Annotated in this window: 22 protein-coding genes; 9 read left to right on the top strand and 13 right to left on the bottom strand. The window is 57.8% G+C overall.

Annotation, left to right across the window (positions count from 1 at the left end):
* Positions 1-18 precede the first annotated feature (18 nt).
* The 4 genes from R84865_RS11595 to R84865_RS11580 all read left to right on the top strand — a co-directional run bounded on the left by R84865_RS11595 (position 19) and on the right by R84865_RS11580 (position 4,412).
* A complete protein-coding gene (locus tag R84865_RS11595; protein WP_435639757.1) occupies positions 19-942 on the top strand; it encodes a tyrosine recombinase XerC in 924 nt (307 codons plus the stop codon).
* Between the two features lie 51 nt (positions 943-993).
* A complete protein-coding gene (mdtD, locus tag R84865_RS11590) occupies positions 994-2,364 on the top strand; it encodes a multidrug transporter subunit MdtD (protein WP_435639756.1) in 1,371 nt (456 codons plus the stop codon).
* Between the two features lie 143 nt (positions 2,365-2,507).
* On the top strand, positions 2,508-3,215 hold the full coding sequence (locus tag R84865_RS11585; protein WP_435639755.1) for an HAD family hydrolase: 708 nt from the start codon (positions 2,508-2,510) through the stop codon (positions 3,213-3,215).
* 231 nt (positions 3,216-3,446) lie between these two features.
* A complete protein-coding gene (locus R84865_RS11580; protein ID WP_435639754.1) occupies positions 3,447-4,412 on the top strand; it encodes an NAD(P)H-dependent flavin oxidoreductase in 966 nt (321 codons plus the stop codon).
* A gap of 167 nt (positions 4,413-4,579) precedes the next feature.
* Here R84865_RS11580 and R84865_RS11575 read toward each other — a convergent pair whose 3' ends face one another.
* The 3 genes from R84865_RS11575 to R84865_RS11565 are packed head-to-tail and all read right to left on the bottom strand — an operon-like array spanning position 4,580 to position 7,608.
* Complete coding sequence (locus tag R84865_RS11575) at positions 4,580-5,962, bottom strand: sugar porter family MFS transporter (RefSeq protein WP_435639753.1); 1,383 nt, start codon at positions 5,960-5,962, stop codon at positions 4,580-4,582.
* A gap of 47 nt (positions 5,963-6,009) precedes the next feature.
* Positions 6,010-6,804 (bottom strand): SDR family NAD(P)-dependent oxidoreductase, encoded by a 795-nt coding sequence (locus R84865_RS11570; protein ID WP_435639752.1) that lies wholly within the window; start codon positions 6,802-6,804, stop codon positions 6,010-6,012.
* Positions 6,805-6,840: 36 nt separating this feature from the next.
* Positions 6,841-7,608 (bottom strand): SDR family oxidoreductase, encoded by a 768-nt coding sequence (locus R84865_RS11565; RefSeq protein ID WP_435639751.1) that lies wholly within the window; start codon positions 7,606-7,608, stop codon positions 6,841-6,843.
* Between the two features lie 118 nt (positions 7,609-7,726).
* On the opposite strand from R84865_RS11565, the gene R84865_RS11560 reads away from it, so the two are divergent.
* A complete protein-coding gene (locus R84865_RS11560) occupies positions 7,727-8,734 on the top strand; it encodes a LacI family DNA-binding transcriptional regulator (protein ID WP_435639750.1) in 1,008 nt (335 codons plus the stop codon).
* A 63-nt stretch (positions 8,735-8,797) separates the two neighbouring features.
* On the opposite strand, the gene yihA is transcribed toward R84865_RS11560, so the two are convergent.
* The gene (yihA, locus tag R84865_RS11555; protein ID WP_435633149.1) at positions 8,798-9,409 is read right to left on the bottom strand and encodes a ribosome biogenesis GTP-binding protein YihA/YsxC; all 612 of its coding nucleotides are present in this window, start codon (positions 9,407-9,409) and stop codon (positions 8,798-8,800) included.
* A 589-nt stretch (positions 9,410-9,998) separates the two neighbouring features.
* On the opposite strand from yihA, the gene R84865_RS11550 reads away from it, so the two are divergent.
* The 4 genes from R84865_RS11550 (at position 9,999) to R84865_RS11535 (ending at position 14,307) form a co-directional block, all read left to right on the top strand.
* Positions 9,999-10,628: a thiol:disulfide interchange protein DsbA/DsbL gene (locus tag R84865_RS11550; RefSeq protein WP_435633150.1), complete on the top strand. Its 630-nt coding sequence runs from the start codon at positions 9,999-10,001 to the stop codon at positions 10,626-10,628.
* A gap of 143 nt (positions 10,629-10,771) precedes the next feature.
* On the top strand, positions 10,772-11,554 hold the full coding sequence (locus R84865_RS11545) for an endonuclease/exonuclease/phosphatase family protein (protein ID WP_435633151.1): 783 nt from the start codon (positions 10,772-10,774) through the stop codon (positions 11,552-11,554).
* Between the two features lie 167 nt (positions 11,555-11,721).
* On the top strand, positions 11,722-13,074 hold the full coding sequence (locus tag R84865_RS11540; protein WP_435633152.1) for a gluconate:H+ symporter: 1,353 nt from the start codon (positions 11,722-11,724) through the stop codon (positions 13,072-13,074).
* A gap of 39 nt (positions 13,075-13,113) precedes the next feature.
* Positions 13,114-14,307: an alpha-hydroxy acid oxidase gene (locus R84865_RS11535; RefSeq protein ID WP_435639749.1), complete on the top strand. Its 1,194-nt coding sequence runs from the start codon at positions 13,114-13,116 to the stop codon at positions 14,305-14,307.
* Between the two features lie 259 nt (positions 14,308-14,566).
* Here R84865_RS11535 and R84865_RS11530 read toward each other — a convergent pair whose 3' ends face one another.
* The 9 genes from R84865_RS11530 to nuoG form a co-directional block, all read right to left on the bottom strand.
* The gene (locus R84865_RS11530) at positions 14,567-15,832 is read right to left on the bottom strand and encodes an SLC5/6 family protein (protein WP_435639748.1); all 1,266 of its coding nucleotides are present in this window, start codon (positions 15,830-15,832) and stop codon (positions 14,567-14,569) included.
* Positions 15,833-16,035: 203 nt separating this feature from the next.
* On the bottom strand, positions 16,036-17,535 hold the full coding sequence (gene nuoN, locus R84865_RS11525; RefSeq protein ID WP_435639747.1) for an NADH-quinone oxidoreductase subunit NuoN: 1,500 nt from the start codon (positions 17,533-17,535) through the stop codon (positions 16,036-16,038).
* An 11-nt stretch (positions 17,536-17,546) separates the two neighbouring features.
* Entirely contained in the window at positions 17,547-19,061 is a 1,515-nt protein-coding gene (nuoM, locus tag R84865_RS11520; protein WP_435639746.1) for an NADH-quinone oxidoreductase subunit M, read from the bottom strand.
* A gap of 79 nt (positions 19,062-19,140) precedes the next feature.
* Positions 19,141-21,009: an NADH-quinone oxidoreductase subunit L gene (gene nuoL, locus R84865_RS11515; RefSeq protein ID WP_435639745.1), complete on the bottom strand. Its 1,869-nt coding sequence runs from the start codon at positions 21,007-21,009 to the stop codon at positions 19,141-19,143.
* Positions 21,006-21,326, bottom strand: coding sequence for an NADH-quinone oxidoreductase subunit NuoK (nuoK, locus tag R84865_RS11510; protein WP_435633158.1), 321 nt, complete (start codon positions 21,324-21,326; stop codon positions 21,006-21,008). The genes nuoL and nuoK overlap by 4 nt, the downstream gene beginning before the upstream one ends.
* Positions 21,323-21,856 carry an NADH-quinone oxidoreductase subunit J gene (nuoJ, locus tag R84865_RS11505; RefSeq protein WP_435633159.1) on the bottom strand — a complete coding sequence of 178 codons (534 nt, stop codon included), beginning with the start codon at positions 21,854-21,856 and terminating at the stop codon, positions 21,323-21,325. The genes nuoK and nuoJ overlap by 4 nt, the downstream gene beginning before the upstream one ends.
* 19 nt (positions 21,857-21,875) lie before the next feature.
* Complete coding sequence (gene nuoI, locus R84865_RS11500) at positions 21,876-22,415, bottom strand: NADH-quinone oxidoreductase subunit NuoI (protein ID WP_025733590.1); 540 nt, start codon at positions 22,413-22,415, stop codon at positions 21,876-21,878.
* Positions 22,416-22,425: 10 nt separating this feature from the next.
* Positions 22,426-23,412 (bottom strand): NADH-quinone oxidoreductase subunit NuoH, encoded by a 987-nt coding sequence (gene nuoH, locus R84865_RS11495; RefSeq protein ID WP_435633160.1) that lies wholly within the window; start codon positions 23,410-23,412, stop codon positions 22,426-22,428.
* On the bottom strand, positions 23,409-26,156 hold the full coding sequence (gene nuoG / locus R84865_RS11490; RefSeq protein WP_435637989.1) for an NADH-quinone oxidoreductase subunit NuoG: 2,748 nt from the start codon (positions 26,154-26,156) through the stop codon (positions 23,409-23,411). Before nuoG ends, nuoH begins: the two co-directional genes overlap by 4 nt.
* Between the last annotated feature and the right edge of the window lie 108 nt (positions 26,157-26,264).

Raw genomic sequence — 26,264 nt, 5'->3', positions numbered from 1 at the left:
CGTCTTTTGGAGAACGAGATGAGCCAGCCCTTAGCGCTCCATCACCAGCGCGCCGATATCGACCGCTTCGTCACACGACTGGCCCAGCGCCACAGTGCCGCGACGGTCGATGCCTATCGTCGTGACTTGGCAACCTTCATCGATTTTGTCGAGCAGCAGGGCGATGTCGAAGAGAATGGCTGGCAGTGGTTCTCTATTGCGGTGGTGCGCCGCTATCTGGGTAACGAGCGCGCACGCGGGCTTGCCGGCCGCACCATCGCGCGACGGCAGGCGGCGCTGCGTCGCTTTGGCGACTGGCTGCTCGAACAGGGTCACATTACCAGCAACCCCGCCAAGCTGGTGGATACACCCAAGCCCAGCCGCCATCTGCCGCGCCCGATTGATGTCGATATGGTGGCGCGCTTTCTCGACCAACCCCACGATGGCTCGCCGCTCGGCATTCGCGATCAAGCGATGCTCGAACTGCTGTACTCGTCGGGCCTGCGCTTGAGCGAGCTGACCGGTCTTGACCTGCAAGACTACGATGGGCAGCGCGTGCGGGTAATCGGGAAAGGCAACAAGCCACGGCAGCTGCCGGTCGGCAGACGTGCCCAGGCAGCGCTTGCCGAGTGGCTAAAAAGCCGCCCCGAACTGGCTGCACCTTCCGATAGTGCCCTTTTCGTGGGTTTGCGTGGAGGCCGGCTGGGAGCGCGGGCAGTGGAGCTGCGGCTTGCCAAAAGTGCCAGCGAGCGAGGCCTGCCCGAGCATCTGCATCCACACCGACTGCGCCACTCGTTCGCCAGCCATCTGCTGGAATCAAGCCACGATCTGCGCGCGGTACAGGAGTTGCTCGGCCACGCGCACTTGAGCACCACCCAAATCTATACCCGCCTCGACTGGCAGCATTTGGCTGAAACCTACGACAACGCCCACCCCCGCGCCCATCGGCGCCATCGCGAGTAATCTCACGTGGCCCCGCTTAACAGTACAGCGCAGCCCACGCTGAGCCCACGCTTGGCGAAACTACTACCGTGGCTGATTGCTTCCGCCTTCTTCATGCAGGGGCTGGATGGCACCATCGTCAATGTGGCACTGCCGCAAATGGCTGTCGATCTGCACCAGCACCCACTGCAAATGCAGGCCGTGGTCATTGCGTATCTGCTTACCGTGGCCGCATTAATTCCGGTGTCTGGATGGGTATCGGACCGCTTTGGTGCACGGCACATCTTCCCCTTGGCGATTGCACTGTTCACGTTAGGGTCACTGCTTTGCGCACTATCACCGACGCTAACCCTGCTGGTTATCTCACGCATCGTGCAAGGCATAGGCGGCGCGCTGATGGTGCCGGTAGGACGCTTGGTGGTTCTGCGCGCCTACCCGCGCGCTCAACTCGTGCGGGTGCTAAGTTTCGTCACCATGCCGGCACTGGTCGGCCCGCTGATCGGCCCTACCCTGGGCGGCTGGCTGGTCGAAGCGCTGTCGTGGCACTGGATATTTCTGATCAATCTTCCGGTCGGGATTGTCGGAGCGATCGTCGCATGGAGGATGGTGCCTGATTTCCAGCGTGAGCATCCTCAGCGCTTCGACACCCTCGGATTCCTGCTGTTTTCGTTCTCGATGCTGGCCATTTCGCTTAGTTTGGAAGGGCTCTCCGACCTGCACCTGAGCATCACTACGGTACTACTGATCCTCGTGCTCGGAGTTGCCAGCCTGATCACCTACTGGGTGCGTTCGATGAAGGTCGAGGCGCCGCTGTTTGCCCCGTCGCTGTTCGCCATTCGCACCTTCAGCGTGGGCATTCTCGGCAACATTTTTGCCAGACTGGGCAATGGCGCACTGCCTTTTCTGATACCGCTGGTGCTTCAGGTGGGGCTATCGCTGTCGCCTGCTACCGCAGGCATGCTGATGATCGGCGTTACGCTGGGCGCGATTGTCGCCAAGCCGCTGGCCCAACCCACGTTGGTGCGGCTAGGCTACAAGCGCACGCTGGTCATCAACACGCTGCTGCTAGGCCTGCTGATCATGAGTCTGGCGCTGCTCAGCCCTGCAACGCCACACTGGCTAATTATGGGGCATCTGTTCGTGTTGGGCGTGGTGAATTCGCTGCAGTTCACCGCGATGAATACCCTGACGCTGATTGATCTACAGGGCGACAATGCGGCCAGTGGCAACGGCTTGCTGGCCGTGGTGATGCAGATGTCGATCGGTATGGGCGTAAGCAGTTCTGCGGCGCTGTTGAACGTGTTTACCCACGACGATGCGCAGCAGACGTTAAGCGCATTCGCCGCCACCTTTATCTGCGTTGGCGGCATGGCCATGCTGGCGGCGCTGATTTTCCTGCAACTGCGTCCCGGTGATGGCCGCGTGAAGGCGCGCAAGAAGTAGCGCTGTTAGCCGCACAACGACATCAACTGCACCGCTTCAGTAGCGCGCGGCATAATCCCAACGCCTTCGCTTACGGCTCAACACCGTCGCTGTGATCGCGCTTTGCCGCGATACCATCATTATCTTCTCTCTATGGAGCGCCCATGCGACTCGACGCCATTACCTTCGATATCGACGATACCCTGTGGGACAACGTGCCGGTTATGGAGCATCTCGAGCGTGAGATGGCGCTATGGCTAGAGCGTGAAGTGGGGCGACCACTTCAGACCGGAATCGCCGAAATGCAGCAGCGACGCCAGCAGCTAGGTGCTGAACTAATGAATACGCCGCGCCGTGGTGACGTGACCTATGTGCGCGAGCAGGTGATCTATCAGGTACTGAAGGAGCACGGCCTGAATGACGCCGAAGCAGCCCAGCTCGCCCAACGCGCCACGGAACAAATGCTGGAGCTGCGCCACCTGGTGACTCCCTACCCTGAAGTAGAGGGGCTATTGGCGACGCTAGCGCCACACTATCGGTTGGCCGTGATCACTAACGGCAACGTTGACGTTAATCGATTGCCGCTCGCCAAACATTTCGACGTGATGTTCAAGGCAGGCGAACTGGGCATGCCCAAGCCCGATCACGGCATCTTCTTGCATGCCTTGAAAGCGCTAGGCGATATCGCGCCGGAACATGCCATGCACGTCGGCGACTCATGGACCAGCGACGTAGAGCCCGCCGCCGCCCTCGGCATGCAAGCGGTATGGATTGATCTATTCGACGAACCGCGCACGCTGGCTGACAACATTCACCGCATCAAGCATGTGCGCGAGCTACCGCAGGTACTGCGCACGCTGGGATGTGCATAGCGCCGGACGGCAGTGCAGTTCACTGCTTTTGGGTAGGTAGCCCGCGCGTTAACGGAGGGTGCGGGTGCGGGTGCGGGTGCGGGTGCGGGTGCGGGCAAGTTTTACGTGGCCATATCATGCCGCAAGGTGACTCACGCGCACCGATATCAGCGGCGTCGGGCTTTGGTCTAAGCGCGCGTTCCAGCATCTGTTACTAAACTCAGACTCTGGCCATCGCAAAGGGCGTCTGCCATGTCGCTGCAGCAACTTCGTGATCAACTGCGTTTACCCGTTATCAGCGCTCCCATGTTTATCGTGTCGCAGCCAGCGCTGGTGATCGCCCAGTGCACCAGCGGTATCGTGGGCAGCTTCCCCGCCCTGAATGCCCGCCCCGCCGAGCAGCTGGATCAGTGGCTTAGCGATATTCAGGCCGCTTTAGCGGACTATCAGCAGCGCCATCCCGATCAGCAAGTCGCGCCCTTCGCGGTCAATCTGATTGTTCATCCGTCCAATCAACGGCTCGAAGCCGATCTCGCCACGCTGGTGCGCCACCGCGTACGCTTGGTGATCACCAGCCTGCACGCTCCGGATAAGGTCGTCGAAGCCGTCCATAGTTACGGCGGTAGCGTACTGCATGACGTGACGACCGTGCGCCACGCGCAGCGCGCTATCAAGGCGGGTGTCGATGGGCTGATTCTGGTGAGCGCGGGCGCGGGCGGCCACGGCGGACGCCTCAGTCCCTTCGCGCTAGTGAATGAAGTGCGCACCTTCTATTCCGGGCCTCTGGCGCTTGCCGGCGCCATTTCCCATGGCGGCGATATCGTCGCCGCGCAAGCCATGGGCGCCGACTTTGCCTATATGGGCACCCGCTTCTTAGCGGCCAATGAAGCGCACACCGACGAGCGCTATCGACGCATGCTAATAGAGGCGCAGGCCGCCGACATTGTGTATACCCCGCTATTCACGGGCGTGCCCGGCAACTATCTTGCCGCCAGCATTCGCGACAGCGGACTCGATCCGGATGCGTTGCCCGACCAAGCACCTGAGTCGCTAAGTCTCGGCGATAGCGGCGTAAAAGTATGGAAAGACGTACTGGGCGCGGGTCAGGGCGTCGGCAGCATTCAGCAATGCCAACCGCTTGGCGAGATTGTCAGTGCGCTGGAAGTTGAGTTTGAGGAGGCCGCGGCTCGCCTAACGCAGCGCCGTGTGGATGAGTAGTTAACGTAGCGCTGCTCCCTTCGACAAACATACATGCTGCCCCGCGATGCGCACTCCGCATTACCGTCCTGCCTTGCGGAAAGATAGCAGCGCCAAGTTGAGACGCCGCGTGCTCTGACAAATAAAGGGCAGGCTTCGCCTGCCCTTCTTAACCAACGCGAAACCTTCTAACCACCCCGCTGAGTCGGCCTGAACGTACCATTGCGCAGCGAGGCTTCGATTTCTTCCAAGGTTCTGCCTTTGGTTTCCGGCACGCATAGCAGCACGAAGATGAAGGCAAACAGCGAGATAACGGCGTAACCCCAGAAGGTGGCGGCTGCGCCAAAGGTGCTTATCAGGCTGAGCGTCGAGAGCGTTACCAGCAGATCGGCGGTCCACAGCGATACCGATGCCAGTCCAGTGCCCTTGCCGCGCACGAACAGCGGGATGACCTCCGAGTTAATCAGCCAGATAATCACCGACAAGCTACCGCCATTGAAGGCGATATAGGCCAGCATGGCGGCTACCGCTATCCACTTCTCGGATCCCTCAGGGTTGCCGCCGACAAAGCAGGCGCCCAGCACCACCAGCGCGACAATCGAGACCGGAATAAACAGCACCATCAGCTTGCGCCGACCGATCTTGTCGACCAGCCAAGACCCCAGCAGCGTAACCACCGTCAACACCACGCCCACGCCGATAGTGGCGAGCAGCGATGCGTTGGTGGTGAAGCCTGCATCACGCAGAATGGTGGGCGCGTAATAGATAACCGCATTAATACCGGTCAACTGACATAGAATCGCGATGCCAATCGCCGCCACCAGCGCTGGTCTCACCCAAGGGGTGCGCAAATCGCGCCAACTGCCCTGCTCGTTGTGATTCACCTGGCTGATGGTGTCTAGCTCCTGCTGAGCGAGGGTGTCGTTGCCACGCACACGCTGCAAGATCTTCAGCGCAGCCTGCTTGTTGCCTCCCGATACCAGCCAGCGCGGGCTTTCGGGCAAGCGCAACATGCCAATAAACAGCGCTAGACCGGGAATAATCGCCAGCAGAAACATGATTCGCCAGTGCCCTGCAATCAGGTAGCCGATCACGTAGGAGAGCAACTGCCCTACCGCAATCATTACCTGAAACAGCACCACCGAGCCGCCGCGGATAGCGGCTGGCGACAGTTCGGCAATATAGACCGGCATGATTTGGGTAATCGCGCCCACCGCTAGCCCTAAAAAGAAGCGTGCCAGAATCATCGACAGCGTATCGGTCACGATACTGGTTAACACGCCGCCAGCGCAGAACAGCAGCGCCACCAGCAATATCGTACGCTTTCGCCCAATGCGGTCGGATATCGGGCCGCTAACAAACGCCCCTACAATGCCGCCGACCAAAATGGCGCTGGTGACCGCTTCCTTACCGAAATCGGTTAGTTGGAAGTCGTCGCTGATCGACAGCAGTGCGGACGAGATAATCCCGGTATCGTAGCCGTATAGCATGCCGCCTAGCGCTGCTATCAGAATGATGGCGAGAATAATGCGTCTAGCGGACGGTTCTACCTGCGCATGCTCTGTATTCATTTCGGCTGATCCAAATGCAAGAAAACCACGACGAAACGGCGCCACTGCTAGCCGCCGGCAATAGGGATATTGATACCGGTGATATAGCTGGCATCGTCGCTCATCAGAAAAGCCACCGAACCAGCGATCTCCTCCAGCGCACCGTAGCGACGCATCGGCGTGCTGTTGATCATTTGCTTGGCTACCTCGTCGGGGTCCGTCGAGTAGTACTGGGAATCCGCCTTGGCCTGCAGCTCTACCTGGCGCTCCCACATAAAACCGGGGCCCATGAAACCTGGGCTAATGGCATTAACGCGAATGTTATAGGGAGCAAGATCCTTTGCGGCCGTTTCGGTAAGTCCGACTACCGCAAACTTCGACGCTGAATACCCGGCCATATTGGGCGTGCCCGATACGCCCGCCATGCTGGCGGTATTCACAATGCGCCCAAATTGCCTTTCCACCATGTGCTGGCTGACCACCCTCAATACGTTGAAGGCGCCCACGACGTTGATATTGATGACGCGCGCGAAGTCATCGGCGGGATAGTGATGCAGCGGCTGAAAAGCACCCTGATAGCCCGCGTTATTGAACAACAGCTCAACACTGCCAAAGCGCTCGATCACCTTGGCTAACGCCTGCTCCACCGCCTTCACATCGGTGATATCAGCACTGAAGCCAGCCACCTCGGCCCCCTGATCGCTCAGCCAGGCAACCGCGCTATCCAGCTTGTTCTGATCGATATCCAGCAGCGCAATGGTGGCCCCTTCCTGCGCCAGACGCGCTGCGATTACCCGCCCAATATCGCCACCGCCGCCGGTAATCAGTACCGTTTTATCGCGAAAGCGTTGTGACATACCCATGGCTTGATTCCTGTCTCAAAAATTCAACAACCGGCGCTAGTAGAGGGTATAGCCACCGTCAGCGGTGATGATTTCACCAGTCATGAAGGAAGACGCATCGCTCGCTAGCAGCACCGCAAGCGGCCCCAACTCGGTGGGGTGCCCCGCTCGCTGCTGTGGCGCGTCCTCAATCCAATAGCGCTTAAAACGCGGCTCATCGACCGGCGACATATCGGTGTTGATATAGCCGGGCGCAATGGCATTAACGCGAATATGGTGAGGCGCCCACTCCGCCGCCAGCGAGCGTGTCAGGTGGTGTACGGCGGCCTTCGAGGCGTTGTAGGCAGGCTGCATTTGCGGGCGGTTAACAATGTCACCCGACATCGAGCCAATGTTGATAATGGTGCCGCCGCCCTGCGCGATCATTCGTTTGCCTACCGCCTGCGAGCAAAACCACACGCCGTTGAGATTAACGTTGATCACCTCGGTGAAGCGCTCAGGGGCAATGTCTACCGCAGCTTCGTGGTAGCAAATGCCCGCGTTGTTCACCAGCACATCGATATTGCCCTCAATCTGCGCGATGGCCCGCTGAACACTCTGGTAATCAGCGACATCCACCTTGAGCGCAACAGCGCTGTGCCCGGCTTCCTTAAACTCGGCCACGGCCTGCTCCGCCTTATCCAGGCTACGCGCGGCAATAATCAGCGCGGCTCCTGCTTCCGCCAATGCCCAACCAATAGCATTACCGATGCCTCTGTAACCACCGGTCACCAGCGCAGTTTTGCCCGCCAGATTGAAGGTATCGAGTACTCCACGCTTGGCCATCAACAGCTCCTGATCTGTTATCGAAGGAATTGCATAGCTATGCACACCGTTTCAAAATAGGAGCGATACTCGACCTGCATCAATAGGCTGATAGTCGAACAACACACAGAGCAACGCCGTGAAAAATATCCATCGATTACCAACGTCGACCGACGTTGCACAGCTGGCAGGGGTGTCGCAGTCCGCTGTTTCACGCACCTTTTCACGCCGCGGCAGCGTCTCACCAGCTACCCGCGCGAAGGTGCTGGCCGCTGCCGATCGGCTTGGTTACCGCCCCAATGCCCTGCCTGCGATCATGCAAGGGCAACGCTCGCAGATGATTGCGCTGGTCACCGGCAGAATGCATAACCCGTTTTATGCACGCGTACTGCAAGCGCTCACCAACACACTTCAGCAGCACGGTCAGCAAGTGCTGGTGTCCTGTGTCGACAGCGATCACGCGCTCGACGCCGCGCTGAATCAATCGATGCGCTATCGGGTAGACGCCATCGTCAGTGCGCTCGCCGTGATAACACCGGCCGCAGCGGCAAGCTTTTCACGCACGGGTATTCCGGTAGTGGCGTTCAACAACGTACAAAACGCGCCCGGTATCAGTTCGGTGAATTCAGATAACGAATCGGCAGGAAGGCAGGCGGCCGCTCATTTGCTGGCACAAAAGTGCCAGCGTCTCGGCTTCATTCATGGCCCATCGGACAGCCCCGCAGCGCAGCAGCGCTGGCAGGGATTCTCAGGCTATTTAGCGAAGCGTGGGATCAGCGACATTGCCACCGCGCACGGCGACTTCAGCTATCAAAGCGGTGCCGAGGCTGTGGCACGTCTATGGCGGACAGGCATGGGCCCTGAGGGCGTGTTTTGCGCCAACGATCTAATGGCGCTGGGCGCAATGGATACCCTGCGTCAAACACTGGGCGTCAGGATCCCCGAGGACGTGGCAGTGGTGGGCTACGACAATATCGATGCCAGCGGCTGGGGCGCTTACCAATTAAGCTCGTTCGATCAGGATATCGATGCCATGGCGAACGAAACGCTCGCCATTCTTAAGCACTATCGCTCAAGCGATCAATCCATGCTGCGCAAGGTGCCTGCGCGGCTAGTGATAAGAGCGAGCAGTGCTTTCAGCGGCTGAATAGCGCCCCCTCAACCGCAGCCAGCCACTGCCCCGCACCACCGCCACGCCGCGATTAACCGGCTACTCTCCCAGCAGCAGCTCGTTGAGACGTTGTTCGAGCTCGGTAACGCCTTGACGCTGCAAGGAAGAAAACAGCTGCACCTGAACATCACCTGAGAAGGCGGCCAGCTCGCGCTTGACCTTTTGCAGCGTATTCATGGCCGCGCCGCGCTTTAGTTTGTCGGCCTTGGTTAGCAACAGCTGCAGCGGCAGCTCAGACTCATCGGCCCAGCCGATCATGGTTCGATCAAATTCAGTCAGCGGATGACGCACGTCCATCAGCAGCACCAGACCACGCAGCGCGCTGCGGTTTTGCAGATAGTCCGAAAGATGGCGCTGCCACTCTAGCTTGACCTTTTCGGGCACCTTGGCAAAGCCATAGCCGGGCAGATCGACCAGACGATAGGTGTCGTCCAGCGAGAAGAAGTTGATGAGCTGAGTACGCCCCGGCGTTTTGGAGGTGCGCGCCAGCGCTTTCTGATTGGTGAGCGTGTTAATGGCGCTCGACTTCCCCGCATTCGAGCGCCCCGCAAACGCCACCTCAGCGCCGCTGTCTTCAGGACAGGCAGCCAAGGTAGGCGCGCTGGTCAGAAACTGCGCCTTGCGGTAGTTGAGCGTTTGCGGTGACGTCATGATCGAAAACTCTTGCGGAAATTACACGGGGAGCGATGGATTGCCGCCGAATCTTGGGCAATAACTCCGTTGATGGGCGGGCCGCTGCAGGCAAACATCTGGCAAATGTATGCACTTGAGCAACCAAGCGGCTAGTGTAAAGAATAGCAGCGAAGCCGTATACGTTAAGCGTCGATGCTCCAACACCTATGTTAGGCCATGGCACAGCGCCTCAATGCGGCCAATACGCCGACGATACAGCGGTGTCTGCTTCGTACGCTGGCTTACCGCGAGCCGCCAAGGCGCTCATGGCGGGCTGACGCCGAAAAAAATAAATGTCAGACTAACGATTACCTACAGACGCGCGAGCGATGCTTGCACGAACAGCGGAACATTAATCGTTTTTTAAGTTCCAAGACCTCAGGTTCTGTCTGAATGTCAGTGAGCGAAGGTCAGGCAAGGCAAAAATCGGCGATAAAACCGGATTCGTTTAATGCAGATGAGCAGTTTGAGCTAATTTTTAACGCAGCGTGGCCAACTGCAAGCAGTTTTCAGACAAAACCTAACGGTGGTTGTCCGCCATCCCTACCGATTCAGGAGAAAGATCACGATGTTGAAACGACTGGCACTGCTCGCGATTGCTAGCGTTGCTGCGATTGCATGCCTTTCAAGCGCTCAGGCAGACGACAGCTACCAAACCTTGAGCGAACCGGTAAGCCACGATACCGGTGGCAAGATTCTGGTACAGGAAGTGTTCTGGTACGGCTGCCCGCACTGCTACGACCTTGAGTCGAGCTTCAAATCCTGGCGCGACAAGGCTCCCAGCGATGTTGATGTTGAAGTGCTGCCCGCCACCATGGGCAAAACCTGGACCGATCACGCGCGCGCCTTCTATGCCGCACAGGACCTTGGCATCATCGACAAGACCCACGAAGACTTCTTCAAAGCGATTCATCAGCAGCATCGCCGCCTGACGGATCCCAACGACATTGCTGATTTTTACTCCAACTACGGTGTCAGCAAAGAGAAAGTCATCGATACGCTTAACTCTTTCGGCCTGAAGAGCCAGGTAAATCGCGCTCATTCAGAGCTGCTGGCCTACAAGATCATGGGCACGCCCGCGATCGTTGTTAACGGCAAATACGTGGTAACCCCGCAGACGGCCGGCGGCCTCGACAACATGCTGAACGTTACCGATCAGCTGATCGAAAAAGTACGCGCCGAAGGCTCGTCGAAGTAAGCACCCTCCGCGCTCAACGCTTCTCACGCGTTGGGCGCTTTTCCACCAGCAGCGTTCAATGGAGCACGCCGCAGTTGAACAGCAACGCCAGGCACGAAGCTAAAACACCCAGGCATTACGAAGTGCCGCGGGACATCAGGCTGATGACCTTCAATCTACAGGTCGGCATCAGTACCCAAGCGTTTTATCAGTACCTGACCCACAGCTGGCAACACCTGCTGCCCAATGCCAAACGCAACCGACGCCTCACCTTGATTGCCGAGCTATTGAAAGGCTACGACATTATCGGGCTACAGGAAGTCGATGGCGGCAGCTTTCGCTCGGGCAACGTCAATCAGATTGATTACCTTGCCGACAAGGCGAATATTCCTTACTCCTTCCAGCAGTTGAACCGTGACCTGGGGCGCTTTGCCCAGCACAGCAATGGACTGCTTAGCCGTTTTCCCGCTACAGAAGTGGTCAACCACAAGCTACCCGGCCCACCCGGGCGCGGCGCCATGCATGCGCGTTTTGGTAATGGCGAAGATGCGCTGCATATTTTTGTCGCTCACCTTGCGCTGGGAACAAAAACGCAGCACAAGCAGCTTGATTACCTAAGCAAGCTTATCGCACCGCTCAACAATGTTGTGTTCATGGGCGACCTGAACGCCACCAGCAGCCAATTGGGGGCTCACCCGCGCTTCTTCGATGCGGTTGATCTAACGCCTATCGAAGCCTTGGACAGCTACCCCGCGTGGCAGCCCAAACGCGCGCTCGACCACATCCTCATCTCGAAAAGTCTGCAGGTGCAGGAATATCACGTGCTCGATCAGCTCTTCTCCGACCATCTTCCGGTTGCCGCACGTATTCGGCTACCGCTGGAATGCATCAAAAACATCGAGCAGACCGAAAGCGGCAAACGACCTCAGAAGAAAGTACTGATCTAGTCCGCCAACACCCTCCGCGCTTTTTCGAACAGCGCCCTCTTCCCGTCGATCCGACGAAGATCACAGCCGACATTTTTTCCCTTAGACATAGGTCGCTATTCGGCCTCGCGCACCCCGTCATTCTGATATAAGGGGCGGCATATCCACTTATAAAGCGAACTGCTCATATGCCTCTTATTATCACCGCGCTGGGAATTGTGGTGCTCTTGGTGCTGATCATGAAACTGCGGGTACAAACGCTGATCGCGCTGGCGATCGTGTCGTGCCTGCTAGCCTTCGCACTGGGAATGCCCTTGGATGCTGTGGTTCCGGCCATCGAAAAAGGCTTCGGGGCCACCCTTGGTGGCGTGGGGCTGATTTTCGTATTCGGGGCCATTCTGGGCAAACTGCTGGCCGATGCGGGCGGTGCGCAGCAAATCTCGACCACCCTGATCGAGCGTTTCGGTGAGAGCCGGGTTCAGCTATCGGTGATGGTAACCGCCTTCGTGCTGGGCATTGCGCTGTTTTTCGAAGTGGGACTGGTGCTGCTGATTCCAATCGTTTACCAGATTCATCGCCAAACGCAGAAACCGCTGCTTTATCTTGCGCTGCCGATGATCGCCGCGCTGTCGGTCACCCACGCGTTTCTGCCGCCGCATCCAGGGCCGACCGTTATTGCCTCTGAATATCAGGCCAGCATGGGCATGGTGCTCATTTATGGAGTGATCGTGGCCATTCCTACGCTGCTGCTGGCAGGCCCGCTGTTTGTATGGCTGCTGAAACGCACCGCACCGCAGTTTCTGGAAATCAAATCGGTGGGCGATGTCACCGCGTTGGGCGAGGTGAAGGAGCTCGAGCGCGCCCAACTGCCCAGCTTCAGCATTAGTGCGATTACCGCTGCGCTACCAGTGCTGCTGATGCTACTGGCGACGGTAATCAAGTTTGTGCAGGACGCATGGCAGATCGAGAATAATGGCTGGTTCGAAGCTATCGAGATGATCGGCAAGCCCACCATGGTAATGCTGATCTCGGTGCTGTTTGCCATCTTCAGCATGGGCGTCATGCGCCAGCGCTCGATGAAAGAGCTAACCGCTTCGATGGAAACCGCCGTGCGCTCTATCGCTATGCTGGTGATGATTCTCGGCATTAGCGGCTCCTTCAAGGAAGTGCTGCTGCAAGGCGGCGTGGGCGACTACGTAAAAGCACTGTTCGAGCACAGCGACGTTTCTCCGCTGCTACTGGCGTGGCTGATTGCCGCGATGATTCGAGCCGCGCAAGGCTCAGCAACGGTGGCAGCGCTTAGCACTTCAGCAATGGTGCTGCCGTTGATGGAAGCAAGCCAGGTCGATCCTGCGCTGATGGTGCTAGCAACGGGCGCTGGCAGCGTGTTCCTTTCCCATGTCAACGACACCGGTTTCTGGTTGATCAAGGAATCCTTCGGTCTGTCGATCAAACAAACCTTTGCGACCTGGTCAGTGCTGGAAACGCTTATCTCGGTGTTTGGCCTGGTATTCGTACTGCTGCTGGGCCTCGTGGTGTAGTCAGCATTTTCTTCCTTCTGAACGAACAAGAGCATCACCATGAGCAGTTCGCTAACGCCGCGCCGACGTGACCAACAGCGCTATTTGAATCTGGACGACTACAGCGCCGCCGCGAGACGCCTGTTGCCACGGGCGCTGTATGCCTATGTTTCGGGCTCGGCAGGCGACGGCACAGCGCTGGCCGCCAACCGTGATGCCTTCAAACAGTGGGCGCTGGTACCGCGCCAGCTACGCGGTGTGGGATCACGCAGCGCCACCACTCAACTGCTTGGGCAGCACTTCGATATGCCGATTGGCGTATCAGCCTTCGGCGCAGCAGCAGTGCTGGGCTACAACGCCGATATCGCAATGGCCGCTGCCGCTTACAGCGCGAAGGTGCCTTACCAGTTGAGCGCCAACTCCATTACGCCCATGGAGGAGGTCATCAAGGTGAATCCCGAGGCGTGGTTCGCTGCTTATCTACCCGACGACGCAACGCTTATCAGTAACGTTGTCGAACGCGTTAAAAGCGCGGGCTTCAAAACACTAGTGATTACCGTCGACGTGCCAGTGGCTGCCCGCCGCGAGCCAGAAACCCGTGCAGGCTATGCCATGCCGTTCAAGGCGTCAGCACGGCTGGGGCTGGATATGCTGTGCCATCCTCGCTGGGTGCTTAGCCGCTTCGGCCGCACGCTACTTAGACGTGGCATTCCGCACATTGAAAACGTTACTCATCAGCGCGGCCCCAGCATCTTTGCCTCCAGCGCAGGATCAGTAGGGGGAGCGGCCAACTTCAATTGGGACAACATTCGCGCTATCCGGGCACAGTGGCCTGGCAAACTACTGCTGAAAGGTATTCTTTCCGACCGCGATGCCGTAATGGCGCAGGAGATTGGCGTCGATGGCGTTATCGTGTCGAACCACGGCGCGCGGTTAAGCGATGCCGCTATCGCACCGCTTGAAGCCCTACCGAGCATTCGCGCAGCCTGCCCTGAGCTAACGGTTCTGCTCGATGGTGGCGTGCGGCGTGCTGGGGATGCGTTGAAGGCTATCGCGCTAGGCGCTGATGGCGTGATGATCGGCCGTCCGCTGTTTTACGCCACCATTCTTGGCGGTCAGCGCGGCCTCGCTCACGCCTTGCAGTTGCTAAGCACCGAGCTGGATAGAGAAATGGGCTTCCATGGGTTGCTGAACATCAGTGAGGTGCGCCAGCAAGATCGCTTGTACCATCGTGCACGTGCACCATCCGGATAGCGCGTTACACGCTGGCCCACTGCAATAGAGGGCAAGCACAGCCGTAGAGGTTGCTAACGGCTGCGATGCGATATCAACAGAGGGTAACGAACAGGAAGCGCCAGCAGCATGCGTCAACGAGCGCTCGGTAGTCAGCCGCCGAGCAGGCTTGAAATACATCCACGCTAGCCGCCACGCCACTGCCCTGTCCCCGAGCCAATGCGATGGGATATTGCGGTGTCACCCAACAAACGCCGCTGGTGGCTACCAGCGGCATTTTTTAACTCAGAAACTTGTACAGCATGCCGGATACCGCGATAAGGCCCACGACGATCACCAGCAGGTTGGAAGGCGCCCGTTTGTATTTGGCCAGCGCTGGCACCGAATAGACGGCCGCCATCGGCACCAAAAACAGCAGCACAGCAATAACGGGACCGCCAAGGTTTTCAATCAAATCGAGAATGCTGGGATCGAGGGTAGCGGTCATCCAGCACGCTACGAAAATCATGATCGACACCAGCACATCGACGCCTCGACCGCGATTTCCCAGCAGTCCACGAGCGCCCTCTTCTGCACCGATATAGTGACCAAGAAAGGATTTGCTGATTGCTACCAGCGCGATAATGGGCGCAGCGTAGGCAATAACCGGCGTACCCAGATAGTTGGCAAGGTACGACAGAATGGTGACGTTTTGATCGCGCGCTTCAGCAAGATTGCTCGGGGATACCGTCATCACGCAGCTGAATACGAAGAACATCACCGTTATCACCATCAACAGGTGAGATATCGCCAGCATGCGAGAGCCCTTCTGATCGGCACGATCACCATAGCGACGATATTGGGCGACGGAGAAAGCCGAAATCATCGGGGAGTGGTTGAACGAGAACACCATAACGGGGATGGCTAGCCACAGGGTGTAGGTCATGTGGTGCCAGTTGATCGGTGCGGAGGCCGTGGCCAGAAACTCCCCCTTCCACTGGGGAATCAGAAACAAGCCCAGCGCGACCAACGCAATGATGAAGGGATACACCAGCAGGCTCATGGTCTTCAGGATGCGCTGCTGGCCTCCTCGAGCGATTAACACCAATGCCCCCATCAACAGCAGCGACAACCAGCCGCGGGGAATGGGGGACCAGCCAAACTGGTGGATTAGCAGGCTCTGCACGGTGTTGGTTAACGCAACGCTATATACCAACAGCAGCGGGAATACCGCGAAGAAGTAAAATACCGTGAGAAGCGAACCTGCTGTCCGCCCGAAGTGCCGCTTGAAGGTGACCGTCATATCGCGGTCGCCCTCTTTCGCACCACTCAACACGAAGCGCATCAGACCGCGATGCGAGAAGTAGGTGGCAGGAAACGCCAACAGCGCGATCATTATCAGTGGCCATACGCCACCAATACCTGCGTTGATTGGTAGAAACAGCGTTCCCGCGCCAATGGCGGTGCCGTATAACCCCAGTATCCAATGCATGTCGGAACGATCCAGCTTGTTGGCGTTCACTTGCGCATCGTCACCGGAACAGGAAGCAGTGGAAGTAGCGGTCATAGCAGAAATCTTGGCTGGCATTAACGTTACGAAGCGTGCGATCCAATTGTCACCGAACGCACCAGAGGCGCATTAAACTACCACATATCGGTGGGATTGGGTGAGCCACGTGCGACTAATGAAGCTTTATGGAAAGAAAAAAGCCGAGCCGGAGTAACCTCCGCCTCGGCTTTTACATGCCAAGCGATCGCTGGCAGCGCCCGTTACAGCCCTACCGGCAGCGCGCTGCTTACGATATGGATAACGGGGCTCGGGCAAATACCAATCCACAGCGTGAGAGCAGCTGCGATAACGACAACCAGTGCACCCAGCGCTTGCCCACGGCCACTGGCCGCAGTCACGGTGTCGTCTGCGGATGGCAGGAACAACTGCGCCATGGTGCGCAAATAGTAATAGAGCCCGATAGCACTACCGACAATCACAAACGCGGCCAACCACCACAGCTCATCGTTGACCGACAGCGCCAGCACGTAGAACTTGCCGATGAAGCCCGCGGTCAGCGGAATGCCCGCCAACGACAGCAGCATAAACGCCATGCACACCGCCAATACCGGACGCTGATAGAAGAGTCCGCGTAGTTCGGATGTATCACGATCTTCGCTATTAGTGTGCGTAGCTAGCGCCACCACACCGAAGGTGCCCAGCGATGTCAGTACATAAGCAACCAGGTAGACACCTGTGGTTTCGAGGACCAACTGCCCGCTCACGCTCAACTCGCCGGCACCGTCGGAAACACCACTGCGCAGTGCGACCACTGCCGTCAGCAGATAGCCAAGATGAGCAATTGACGAGTAGCCCAGCAGACGCTTGATGTTGCGGCTACGCAGCGCCAGCAGGTTACCTGCCAGCATTGAGAGCACTGCCAGCACGGCAATCACCGTATACAGCTTCACCGAGAAGGTGGGCGCCAGAATCAGGAAGCGCACCAGCACTGCAAATACGGCCACTTTGCTGGCCGTTGCCAGGAAAGCGGAAACTGGCGCAGGTGCCCCTTCGTATACGTCAGACGTCCACATGTGGAACGGCGCTATCGATAGCTTGAACGCCAGTCCGATGACCATCATGCCAACGCCGATGATCGTCCAAGTATCGAGATAATCGACCGATACCAGCTTGAGGCCAAGCCCTGCAAAGCCAAGCTCACCGTATGCAGCAAATAGCAGCGCCATACCGAACAGCAGGAACGCTGACGCAACTGCCGACAGCACCAGATACTTGATGCCCGCCTCAAGAGACTGCTGGCGCCGGAAGGTGTACGCGGCCATGCCGTAAAGCGGCACTGACATCAGTTCAAGACCGACGAACAGCGACGCCATATGCACTGCGGAAACCAGCACCATGGCCCCCAACGTCGAGCACAGCAGCAGCAGGTAAAATTCCTCGCGGTGCACCTTCAGCCTATCGAGATAGGCATAGGCGAACACGGTGCATGCCAGCGCAGCCACCGCAATCAGCCCGATATAGAACAGCGAGTAGCTATCAACCACTATCATCGGGCTTACCAGCGTCGGGAGCTGGCTCCCATGATCGCTGCACTGCACCCAGAAAACGGAGAGCAGCGCGAGGATCAGGCCAATACCGCTCAGGGTAGCATTAAGGAAGTGATTCCTTCTGAAGGCCACCGAGAGCATGACCACTACGACCGTAATGCCGACGATAATCAGCGGCAGGATCGCGAATAAATGTGTCAGTGTCAGATTCATGGCGGCTCAGTCTATTGAAGCAAGGAAGGATTCAGAAACCACTGTGCTACCTCAGTCATCGATTGCAACGAGATGTCGAGGATCAACTGCGGGAAGAAACCGAACAGCAGCAACAGCACCAGTACCAGCCCAAGCATGAATGCCTCACGCAGGCCAAGGCCTTCGTAGGTGGTAGCGTTTTTGGGTTCGCCATAATAAACGCGGTGCAGCAGCATTAGCGCGTAAACCGACGCCAGCACCAGCGCTATAGCGGCAATAATGGTCACAATCGGCCAGCTTTCAAAGCTGCCGAACAGGATCAGAAACTCACCGACAAAGTTGGCCGTTCCGGGAATACCCAGCGACGCCATGGCAAAGGCCAGCGAGAAACCTGGCAGCGCACCAACACGCCCGAACAGACCGCCCATTTGGCTCATGTCGCGGGTGCCCAATCGACGGTACAGAAGACCCGATACGATAAAGAGCGCCGATCCTGACAATGCCGACGCCACCATCAGTACCACCGACCCTTGCAGCGCCAGGCGGCTACCGGAGTAGATGGCGATTACCACAAAGCCCATGTGCGAGATGGTCGAGTACGCCAGTAGTCGCTTGATGTCGCGCTGCGAGAACGCCATTACCGCGCCGTAGTAAATACTGATCAGGCCTAGCGCCATCGCGATGGGAGCAAAGGCAGCTGATTGGTCGGGGAACAGCGGCAGCACAAAGCGCAGCAGACCAAAGCCGGCCGTTTTGATCAGGATACCGGCGAGATCGAGAGAACCAGCGCTCGGGCCCTGCGCATGCGTGTCGGGCATCCAGACATGAAACGGTACCAGCGGGAGCTTCACTGCAAACGCAATGAAGAAGCCCAGCATCAGCACCATGCCCAGCGGCCCCTCAATGGAAGTGCCAAGCAGCTCGGTGAAGTCGAAGGTGAGCGTGCCGCTCTGGTAAAAGTTGAAGAATACCAGCCCCAGAATGGCGAGCAGCATCAGCAGACCCGATGCCTGGGTATAAATGAAGAACTTGACCGCCGCTTTTACGTGTTCAGCACGCTCCGACCCCTGGAAGCCCCACAGCGCAATCAGGAAGAACATCGGGATCAGCATTGCTTCCCAGAACACGAAGAACAGGAACAGATCGACCGCGGTGAAAATGCCAACGATCGCCGCCAGCAGCCACATCAGGTTGAGATAGAAGCCACCGCTACGGCGTTCAACGTCATTCCATGCCGCCAACACTGCGAGCAGTCCAATCACGGAGGTCAACAGCAGCATCACCACCGACAGACCATCCACCGCCAGATGAATGGAAATACCGAAGCGACCTATCCAGTCAGCCTGGAACTCGCTCACCCACTGGGGAGATGCCGAGATGCTTCCGAGTTGAAAAGAACCATCTGCCAACAGCGACAGCGATAGTGCCGCCAGCACCACAGTGCTTACCAGCGCGATGACGCGGGGCACCTTTTGGCCCACATTACCGGTCAGCCAGCACAGCAGGCCGCCAATAAAGGGGATCAGTATGAGCCATGGAAGAATCATGAGCGTCTCGATTCCTTTTCCTTAAAAAGTGGCGTCGCGTTAGCCAGCCATCTGCTGGGCCAACGCGCGCCTAACGTCATCAACTAACTAAAAGCGCCGCAACGATTACCAAGGCACCTAGCACGAAGGTTGCCGCGTAGCTGCGCAGCTGACCATTTTGGGACGCCGACATGGCGCTGTTGCCCAGTTTCACCAGCCCCGGGAAAACTCCCGCCAGCTTGTCAATCCAGTCACAGCGATGCAGCCGTGCAATCGCCAGGTAAGGCTTGACGAACAAACGGTCGTAACTCGCATCGAACGCAAAGGCTGAGTGGAAGAACTGCCACAACTTGGCACCTTCATCGCTTTCCGCCAGCCCTTTGACGAAGCGACGACGACCGAGGAACAGCGCGGCGGCGATTCCCAGACCGACGATTGCAATCACCGACGACAGCACTTCAAGCGAAATTTGCAGCGCGTGGCTCGCAGTAACTTCTGTTTCAGGAAGCACATTGGAAAGCGGCGGCGTAATGAATGCGCCCACGAAGGTCGATAGCACAATCAGCACCAGCAGCGGCAGGTGATGAGCGATACCGTGCGGTGCATGAGCATGTTCGCTGGCATGGCTAGTGGGTTTGCCATGGAACACGATAAAGATCATGCGGAAGGTGTAGATCGAGGTCAGGAAGGCACCCAACAAACCACCCAGCCATAGAACGGTGTGACCGTTAGCGAACGACAACCACAGGATCTCATCCTTCGAATAGAAGCCAGAAGTCACGATGGGCAGTGCTGACAGTGCCGCACCACCGACCACGAAACACGCATAGGCCAGCGGAATCTTCTTACGCAGTCCGCCCATTTTGAAAATGTTCTGCTCGTGGTGGCAGGAGATAATGACCGACCCCGATGCCAGGAACAGCAGCGCCTTGAAGAACGCGTGAATCATCAGGTGGAAGATGGCAGCGTCGTACGCATGCACCCCAAGCGCCAGGAACATGTAGCCAATCTGACTCATGGTCGAATAGGCCAGTACGCGCTTGATATCGGTCTGGGCCAGCGCCGAGAAGCCAGCAATCAAAAGCGTAAGCAGCCCCAGCACGCCCACCAGTTCATCGGTGAACGGCGCCAGTTCGAATACGACATGGGTACGCGCAATCAGGTAAACACCGGCCGTTACCATGGTAGCCGCGTGAATCAGCGCCGATACCGGCGTCGGACCCGCCATCGCATCCGCCAGCCAGGTTTGCAGCGGCAGCTGGGCAGATTTACCTACCGCGCCGCCTAGCAGCATCAGTGCCGTTAGCTCGGTCAGCAGCGAACCTTCCGCCATGACGTCGGGCGCTTGCGCGATCACGGTTTGGATATCCAGCGTACCGAACTGTACCCAGATCAGGAACATGCCGATTGCCAGGAACACGTCGCCCACACGGGTGATGATAAACGCCTTGAAGGCCGCCCAGGCGTTGGCTTCACCGCGATAGTAGTAGCCGATCAGCAGATAGGAGCAAAGGCCCACACCTTCCCAGCCGAGGAACATCAGCAGCAGGTTATTTCCCAACACCAGAATCAGCATGCTGAACACGAACAGATTCATGTAGCAGAAGAAACGGGTATAGAGGTAGCCGGTTTGATCCTTCAGATCCTCACGCATGTACCAGGAGGCGAACAGGTGGATCAAGAAGCCGACGCCGGTAATAACGCCTAGCATGGTGAGCGATAGACCATCGAGGCGATAATCGAAGCCAACCTCAAAGGCCCCTACCGATATCCAGTTCCATAGATGCTGAACAAACGCGGTTTGATCGTTGCCAAAGAACTGTAGCCCCAGCGACAGCGTGGTCAGCGCTGCAAGACCGATCGAGCCAACGCCGATGGTGGCCGCCAGATTCACCGGCATGCGGCGGAATACGGCGAGTAAAACAGCACCTATCAGCGGAAAGAGTGTGACCAGAAATAAATAGTTCATCCTTTCATCCCACTGACGGCGTCGATATCAACAGTCTTGAATCGACGATGAAGCTGAATCAGGAAGGCGAGACCAATACTGGCTTCGGCCGCCGCCAGGGTAATGATAAAGACAAACATCACCTGGCCATCGGCCTTGCCCCATGCCGAACCGGCCACCACAAATGCCAGTGCTGCTGCGTTCATCATGATTTCAAGACACATAAGCACAAACAGCGCGTTACGGCGGACCAGCAAACCTGCAGCCCCGATCACGAACAGGATCAGCGCAAGAATCAGGCCGTGTTCCAACGGCACGGAAGAGATTGCGTTATTCATTTCAGCCCCTCCGGACGCTCATCGGCTTGATCTGAATGGCCCTCGTCGCGGCCCACGTGAGTGGCTGCTACCAGCGCTCCCAACAGCAGGAAGGCCGCCAACTCAACCAGCACGATATAAGGACCAAACAGCGCCATACCGATTTGCTTGGGTGTTTGCGACACGCCACCTACACCATAGCCTCGGCTATCCATGAACAGCGTGATAACCAGCACCGCCAGCAACAGCGCCGCCATAATGGATGGCCACAGCCAAATACCCGGCCTGAGCCATGCCTTCTCTTGCTCTACCGCCGCTTGGCCAAGGTTCAGCATCATGACCACGAAGACGAACAGCACCATGATGGCACCGGCGTAAACGATAATTTCCAGTATCGCCGCTGAAGGCGCACCGATGGAGAAATACACCATCGCAATGGCAATCAGCGACACCACCAGGTTCAGCAGCGCGTGCACGGCGTTAACACCAGTCACCACGCAGAAGGTAGCGGCGACGGCGACTGCTGCAGATAAATAAAACGCGAATTCCACGATCAGGACCTCTTGTGGCTTACGGCAGCAACGACTTGACGTTAATCGGTTCGGCTTCGTTCTGTGCCTCCCCCTTATCCTTGCCTGCAATCGACAGCCCGGAGACACGATAGAAGTTGTAATCGTGATCCTTGCCGGGGCCGGAAATCAGCAGGTCTTTCTTCTCGAATACCAAATCCTGACGCTTGAACTCACCTAGTTCGAAATCCGGCGTAAGCTGGATAGCCGACGTGGGGCAGGCCTCTTCACAGAGGCCGCAAAAGATGCAGCGCGAGAAGTTGATACGGAAGAACTCGGGATACCAACGCCCGTCGTCCTTTTCGCCTTTCTGCAGCGAGATACAGCCAACAGGGCAAGCAACCGCACACAGGTTGCACGCAACGCAACGCTCTTCGCCGTCAGGGTCGCGGGTAAGCACGATGCGGCCACGATAGCGCGGCGGCAGCGGTACCTTTTGCTCAGGATAAAGCAGCGTTTCACGTTTTCTGAACGTATGACTGGCGACCATTAGGACGGTACGAATCATCGTCCAGGTGCCATGCAGCAATTTTATGATCATGATCCCTACCTCACTGAGCCGGTGCGTTGAGCAGCACCACGACACCCGTGGCCAGCAAATTCAAAAGCGTCAGCGGCAAACATACCTTCCAGCCAAAGCTCATCACGCGGTCGTAGCGCGGACGCGGCAGCGATGCCCTGATCAGAATGAAGAACATCATGAAGAAGGCGGTTTTGATCGCAAACCAGATGAACGGCGGCAGCAGCGGACCGTTCCAGCCACCGAAGAACAGCACCACCAGCAGTGCGGACACCAGCGTGATGCCCACATATTCACCCACAAAGAACATGCCCCATTTCATACCGGAGTATTCGATATGGAAGCCGTCGGCGATCTCCTGCTCGGCTTCGGGCTGATCGAAGGGATGGCGGTGAACTACCGCAATCGCCGCAATCAGGAAGGTAACGAAGCCAAAGAACTGAGGCACTACGTTCCATAAGTGGCTCTGATACTCGACGATATCCCTGAGGCTAAAGCTGCCGACCTGAGCCACGATGCCCATCAGCGATAAGCCAAGGAACACTTCGTAGGAAATGGTTTGCGCCGACGCACGCATGGCGCCGATCAGTGCGTACTTGTTCACACTGGCGTAGCCAGCAAACAGCACCGCGTAGACGTTAAGCCCGGCCATTGCCATGAAGAACAGCAGGCCCACGCTCATGTTGTCGAAGACGCCCCAGGAAGGGGAGATCGGAATCACCATGAAGGCGAGAATGATGGTGCCCATCGACACCATCGGCGCCAGAATGAACAGCCGTTTGTCTGCAAATGGCGGAATCCAGTCTTCCTTGAAGAACATCTTCAGCATGTCGGCCGCAAGCTGCAGCGAGCCGAATGGGCCAACACGGTTGGGCCCGTAACGATCCTGCCAGATACTCAGAGCACGACGCTCGATGAAACTCATCAGCGCGCCGATAACCACAGCCACCAGCATGATTACCACTGCCTGGATGACCGCGACGATAACGTCGATCACCTCTCCAGTAAGCCAACTCATGCCCGTACCTCCTGCTCAAGGCGAGCCCACTCACCAAAGATGTCGACCGGAATATTCTCGAACCCGCGCGGAATGCCAATGACGCCGCGACGCAAACGGCTGGAAATGCGCAGCGGCAGCAGCAGTTCGTGCTTGCCTACGCGCACCCGCACCTTGCTGGCGCGATCGAGGCCCAGCGTTTCAACGTCCGCAGCACCCAGTGCGATGTACGCATCGGGAATACGCTCCTGAACCGGCTTGGAGCGTGAGCTGGTTTCCTCACTGCCGTGCAGGTGATAAAGCGGCACTACTTGCCAACGGTCGTGATAGAGCTGGAAGGCACTTGGAATATCGCTGAAGTAGCCCAGACCGCGCGAGTCGCTATCAGTATCGGGCTCAATCAAACGGATGCCGGGATCGCCAGCGCGCAGGCTGCCGCCCACTTCGTCCTGGAATTTATTCCAGGCCTGCGGCGAGTTCCAACCCGGCGACCAGGCAAACGGAATCTGCTGACGCGGCTCGTGAGTGCCGTTATAGCCCTCCATTGAGAAGGCCAGCATCGAATCCTTGTCCTGCGGCTGACGCGGCTCTACCACGCTAAGGTTAGCGCGCATCGCCGTACGTCCACTGGAGCGGTGCGGGGAGCGAGCAATCTTCTGCCCCTTGATACGGAACGAAGCATTCGGCGCGGCGTCGACAATAGCGGCAAGCGCCGGCACTGCGTTGGCCACTTCCTGCGTCACCTGATCAAGCTGGGTCCAATCGACCTTGCGATCTTCGATGGTAGTGTGCAGCGCATGCAGCCAGCGCCACGCTTCGTGCGTCTGGTCGTCGGGGCGGTAGTAAGAAGGATCGTAAACCTGGAAGAAGCGCTGGGCGCGACCTTCCTGGCTCACCAGCGTGCCATCACCTTCGGCGAAGGTAGCCGCGGGCAGCACGATGTCGGCGCGCAGACAGGTAGGTGTCGGCGTGTGATCGACCACCAGTAGCGTGTCGAGGTTATCGAGCGCTTCGTCGACACGTTTGGCCGGCAAGCGACGGTACAGATCGTTTTCCAGCACCACCGCTGCATCAGCGTCCTGGCGCGCAAACTCCTTGATGGCCCAATCGAGCGACTCGCCGCCGAGCATGGCAAGTCCCATGCTGTTGGCTTCACTTGGCACCAGGGTCAGTGAGCCGTTAAGGCCGGCGCTCTTGAACGCCTTAGCGATATTGAATGCTGCCTTCAGCACTGCGTTTGAGCGCAGCGACTCACCGGCAATAATCAGCGGACGCTTGGCATTTTTCAGCACGTCCACGATATCCGCGACCTGACGCTGTACGTCGTCATCAAGATCGCCTACCGAGGGAGCGCTTTCATCGAGCGCAGCCGCAATACCGAAGCCGAAACGAGCGATTTCTTCAGGCGAGCCGTGATAGGTATCGCGTGCAATATCATCCAGTTTGGTTTCGGTAACGGTCGCCATGAATACAGGGTGTTTATAGCCCTGCGCGTAGTTATCGATGGCGGCCGCGTTCCACTCGGGAATCTTGTACTCACCCGCCAGTTCGACAGCACCACCGCGAGCGGTCTGACGCAGCGACAGCGCGATGCGCGCAGCAGTTTGGGTGAGGTCTTCACCGAGCACGATAACGGCGTCGTGGTGTTCGATCTCGCGCTGCGAGGGTGTTGGCAGACCACTTTCACGCAGCATGCGCTGCATCAGGTGCAGGCGCTCAAGCTCGCCCGCTTCGATACCGGTCGAGAAGTTTTCGGCTCCCACCAGCTCGCGCAAGGCGAAGTTGCTTTCAAGGCTGGCACGCGGAGAGCCAATCCCAATCACACGACGAGCGCGTTTCAGACGATCGGCGGTGCGATCAAGCGCGGAGTCAACACTCAGTGTGATATCGACGTCTTCTGCATTGGCATCACGTAGCAGCGCTAAACGCGGGCGATCAGCGTTGTTAACGTAGCCATAGCCAAAACGACCGCGGTCACACAAGAAGTATTGGTTTACCTGACCGTTGTAGCGATTCTCGATGCGACGCACTTCACCATAACGCTCGCCCGGGCTGGTATTACAACCGCTGGAGCAGCCTTGACAAATACTCGGCGCAAACTGCAAGTCCCATTTACGGGTGTAGTGATCGCCATGCGTTTTGTCGGTAAACACGCCGGTCGGGCACACCTCGGTGAGATTGCCTGAAAATTCGCTCTCCAGCACACCATCCTTGGCACGTCCGAAATAGACGTTGTCGTGCGCGCCGTAAACGCCCAGATCGGTGCCGCCAGCGTAATCCTTGTAGAAGCGAACGCAGCGATAGCACGCGATACAGCGATTCATCTCGTGTTTGACGAACGGCCCGAGATACTGGTTTTGGTGGGTACGCTTTTCCTGACGGTAGCGGCGCTTGCTGTGGCCGGTCATTACCGTCATGTCCTGCAGATGGCAATGGCCGCCTTCCGCACACACCGGGCAGTCGTGTGGGTGGTTACGCATCAGAAATTCGACGATGCTGGCGCGGAATTTTACCGCCTCGTCATCTTCGATCGAGATGTAGCTGTCGTCCTGAATACCGGTCATGCAGGACATCACCAAACGACCACGGGTGTCGTCCTTGTCCTTGAATTGCTTGACCGCGCACTGGCGACATGAACCGACGCTGCCGAGCGACGGATGCCAGCAGAAATAGGGAACATCAAGCCCTAGCGACAAACATGCCTGAAGCAGGTTGTCAGCGCCGTCAACTTCATATTCCTTGCCGTCTATATGGATAGTGGCCATGGGCTAGTCTTTCCGGTCCTGATTCAGCCTTAACAATCGCGCCGAATCTTTTATAAACCTGTGGTCGTGGGCTTCACCCTGCGACCCCTGAAATACATGCTGCTAGGT

Origin of the sequence: Carnimonas bestiolae, from assembly GCF_051251145.1 — a bacterium.
GTDB lineage: Bacteria > Pseudomonadota > Gammaproteobacteria > Pseudomonadales > Halomonadaceae > Carnimonas > Carnimonas bestiolae.
The sequence above is the reverse complement of the archived record's forward strand: the minus strand, read 5'-3'. Positions and strand labels throughout refer to the sequence as shown.

Coding starts and splice junctions, on each gene's coding strand:
- R84865_RS11595 (WP_435639757.1), top strand. CDS start 19: ATGAGCCAGCCCTTAGCGCTCCATCACCAGCGCGCCGATATCGACCGC.
- R84865_RS11585 (WP_435639755.1), top strand. CDS start 2,508: ATGCGACTCGACGCCATTACCTTCGATATCGACGATACCCTGTGGGAC.
- R84865_RS11580 (WP_435639754.1), top strand. CDS start 3,447: ATGTCGCTGCAGCAACTTCGTGATCAACTGCGTTTACCCGTTATCAGC.
- R84865_RS11575 (WP_435639753.1), bottom strand. CDS start 5,962: ATGAATACAGAGCATGCGCAGGTAGAACCGTCCGCTAGACGCATTATT.
- R84865_RS11570 (WP_435639752.1), bottom strand. CDS start 6,804: ATGGGTATGTCACAACGCTTTCGCGATAAAACGGTACTGATTACCGGC.
- R84865_RS11565 (WP_435639751.1), bottom strand. CDS start 7,608: ATGGCCAAGCGTGGAGTACTCGATACCTTCAATCTGGCGGGCAAAACT.
- yihA (WP_435633149.1), bottom strand. CDS start 9,409: ATGACGTCACCGCAAACGCTCAACTACCGCAAGGCGCAGTTTCTGACC.
- R84865_RS11550 (WP_435633150.1), top strand. CDS start 9,999: ATGTTGAAACGACTGGCACTGCTCGCGATTGCTAGCGTTGCTGCGATT.
- R84865_RS11545 (WP_435633151.1), top strand. CDS start 10,772: ATGACCTTCAATCTACAGGTCGGCATCAGTACCCAAGCGTTTTATCAG.
- R84865_RS11540 (WP_435633152.1), top strand. CDS start 11,722: ATGCCTCTTATTATCACCGCGCTGGGAATTGTGGTGCTCTTGGTGCTG.
- R84865_RS11535 (WP_435639749.1), top strand. CDS start 13,114: ATGAGCAGTTCGCTAACGCCGCGCCGACGTGACCAACAGCGCTATTTG.
- R84865_RS11530 (WP_435639748.1), bottom strand. CDS start 15,832: ATGACCGCTACTTCCACTGCTTCCTGTTCCGGTGACGATGCGCAAGTG.
- nuoN (WP_435639747.1), bottom strand. CDS start 17,535: ATGAATCTGACACTGACACATTTATTCGCGATCCTGCCGCTGATTATC.
- nuoM (WP_435639746.1), bottom strand. CDS start 19,061: ATGATTCTTCCATGGCTCATACTGATCCCCTTTATTGGCGGCCTGCTG.
- nuoL (WP_435639745.1), bottom strand. CDS start 21,009: ATGAACTATTTATTTCTGGTCACACTCTTTCCGCTGATAGGTGCTGTT.
- nuoK (WP_435633158.1), bottom strand. CDS start 21,326: ATGAATAACGCAATCTCTTCCGTGCCGTTGGAACACGGCCTGATTCTT.
- nuoI (WP_025733590.1), bottom strand. CDS start 22,415: ATGATCATAAAATTGCTGCATGGCACCTGGACGATGATTCGTACCGTC.
- nuoH (WP_435633160.1), bottom strand. CDS start 23,412: ATGAGTTGGCTTACTGGAGAGGTGATCGACGTTATCGTCGCGGTCATC.
- nuoG (WP_435637989.1), bottom strand. CDS start 26,156: ATGGCCACTATCCATATAGACGGCAAGGAATATGAAGTTGACGGCGCT.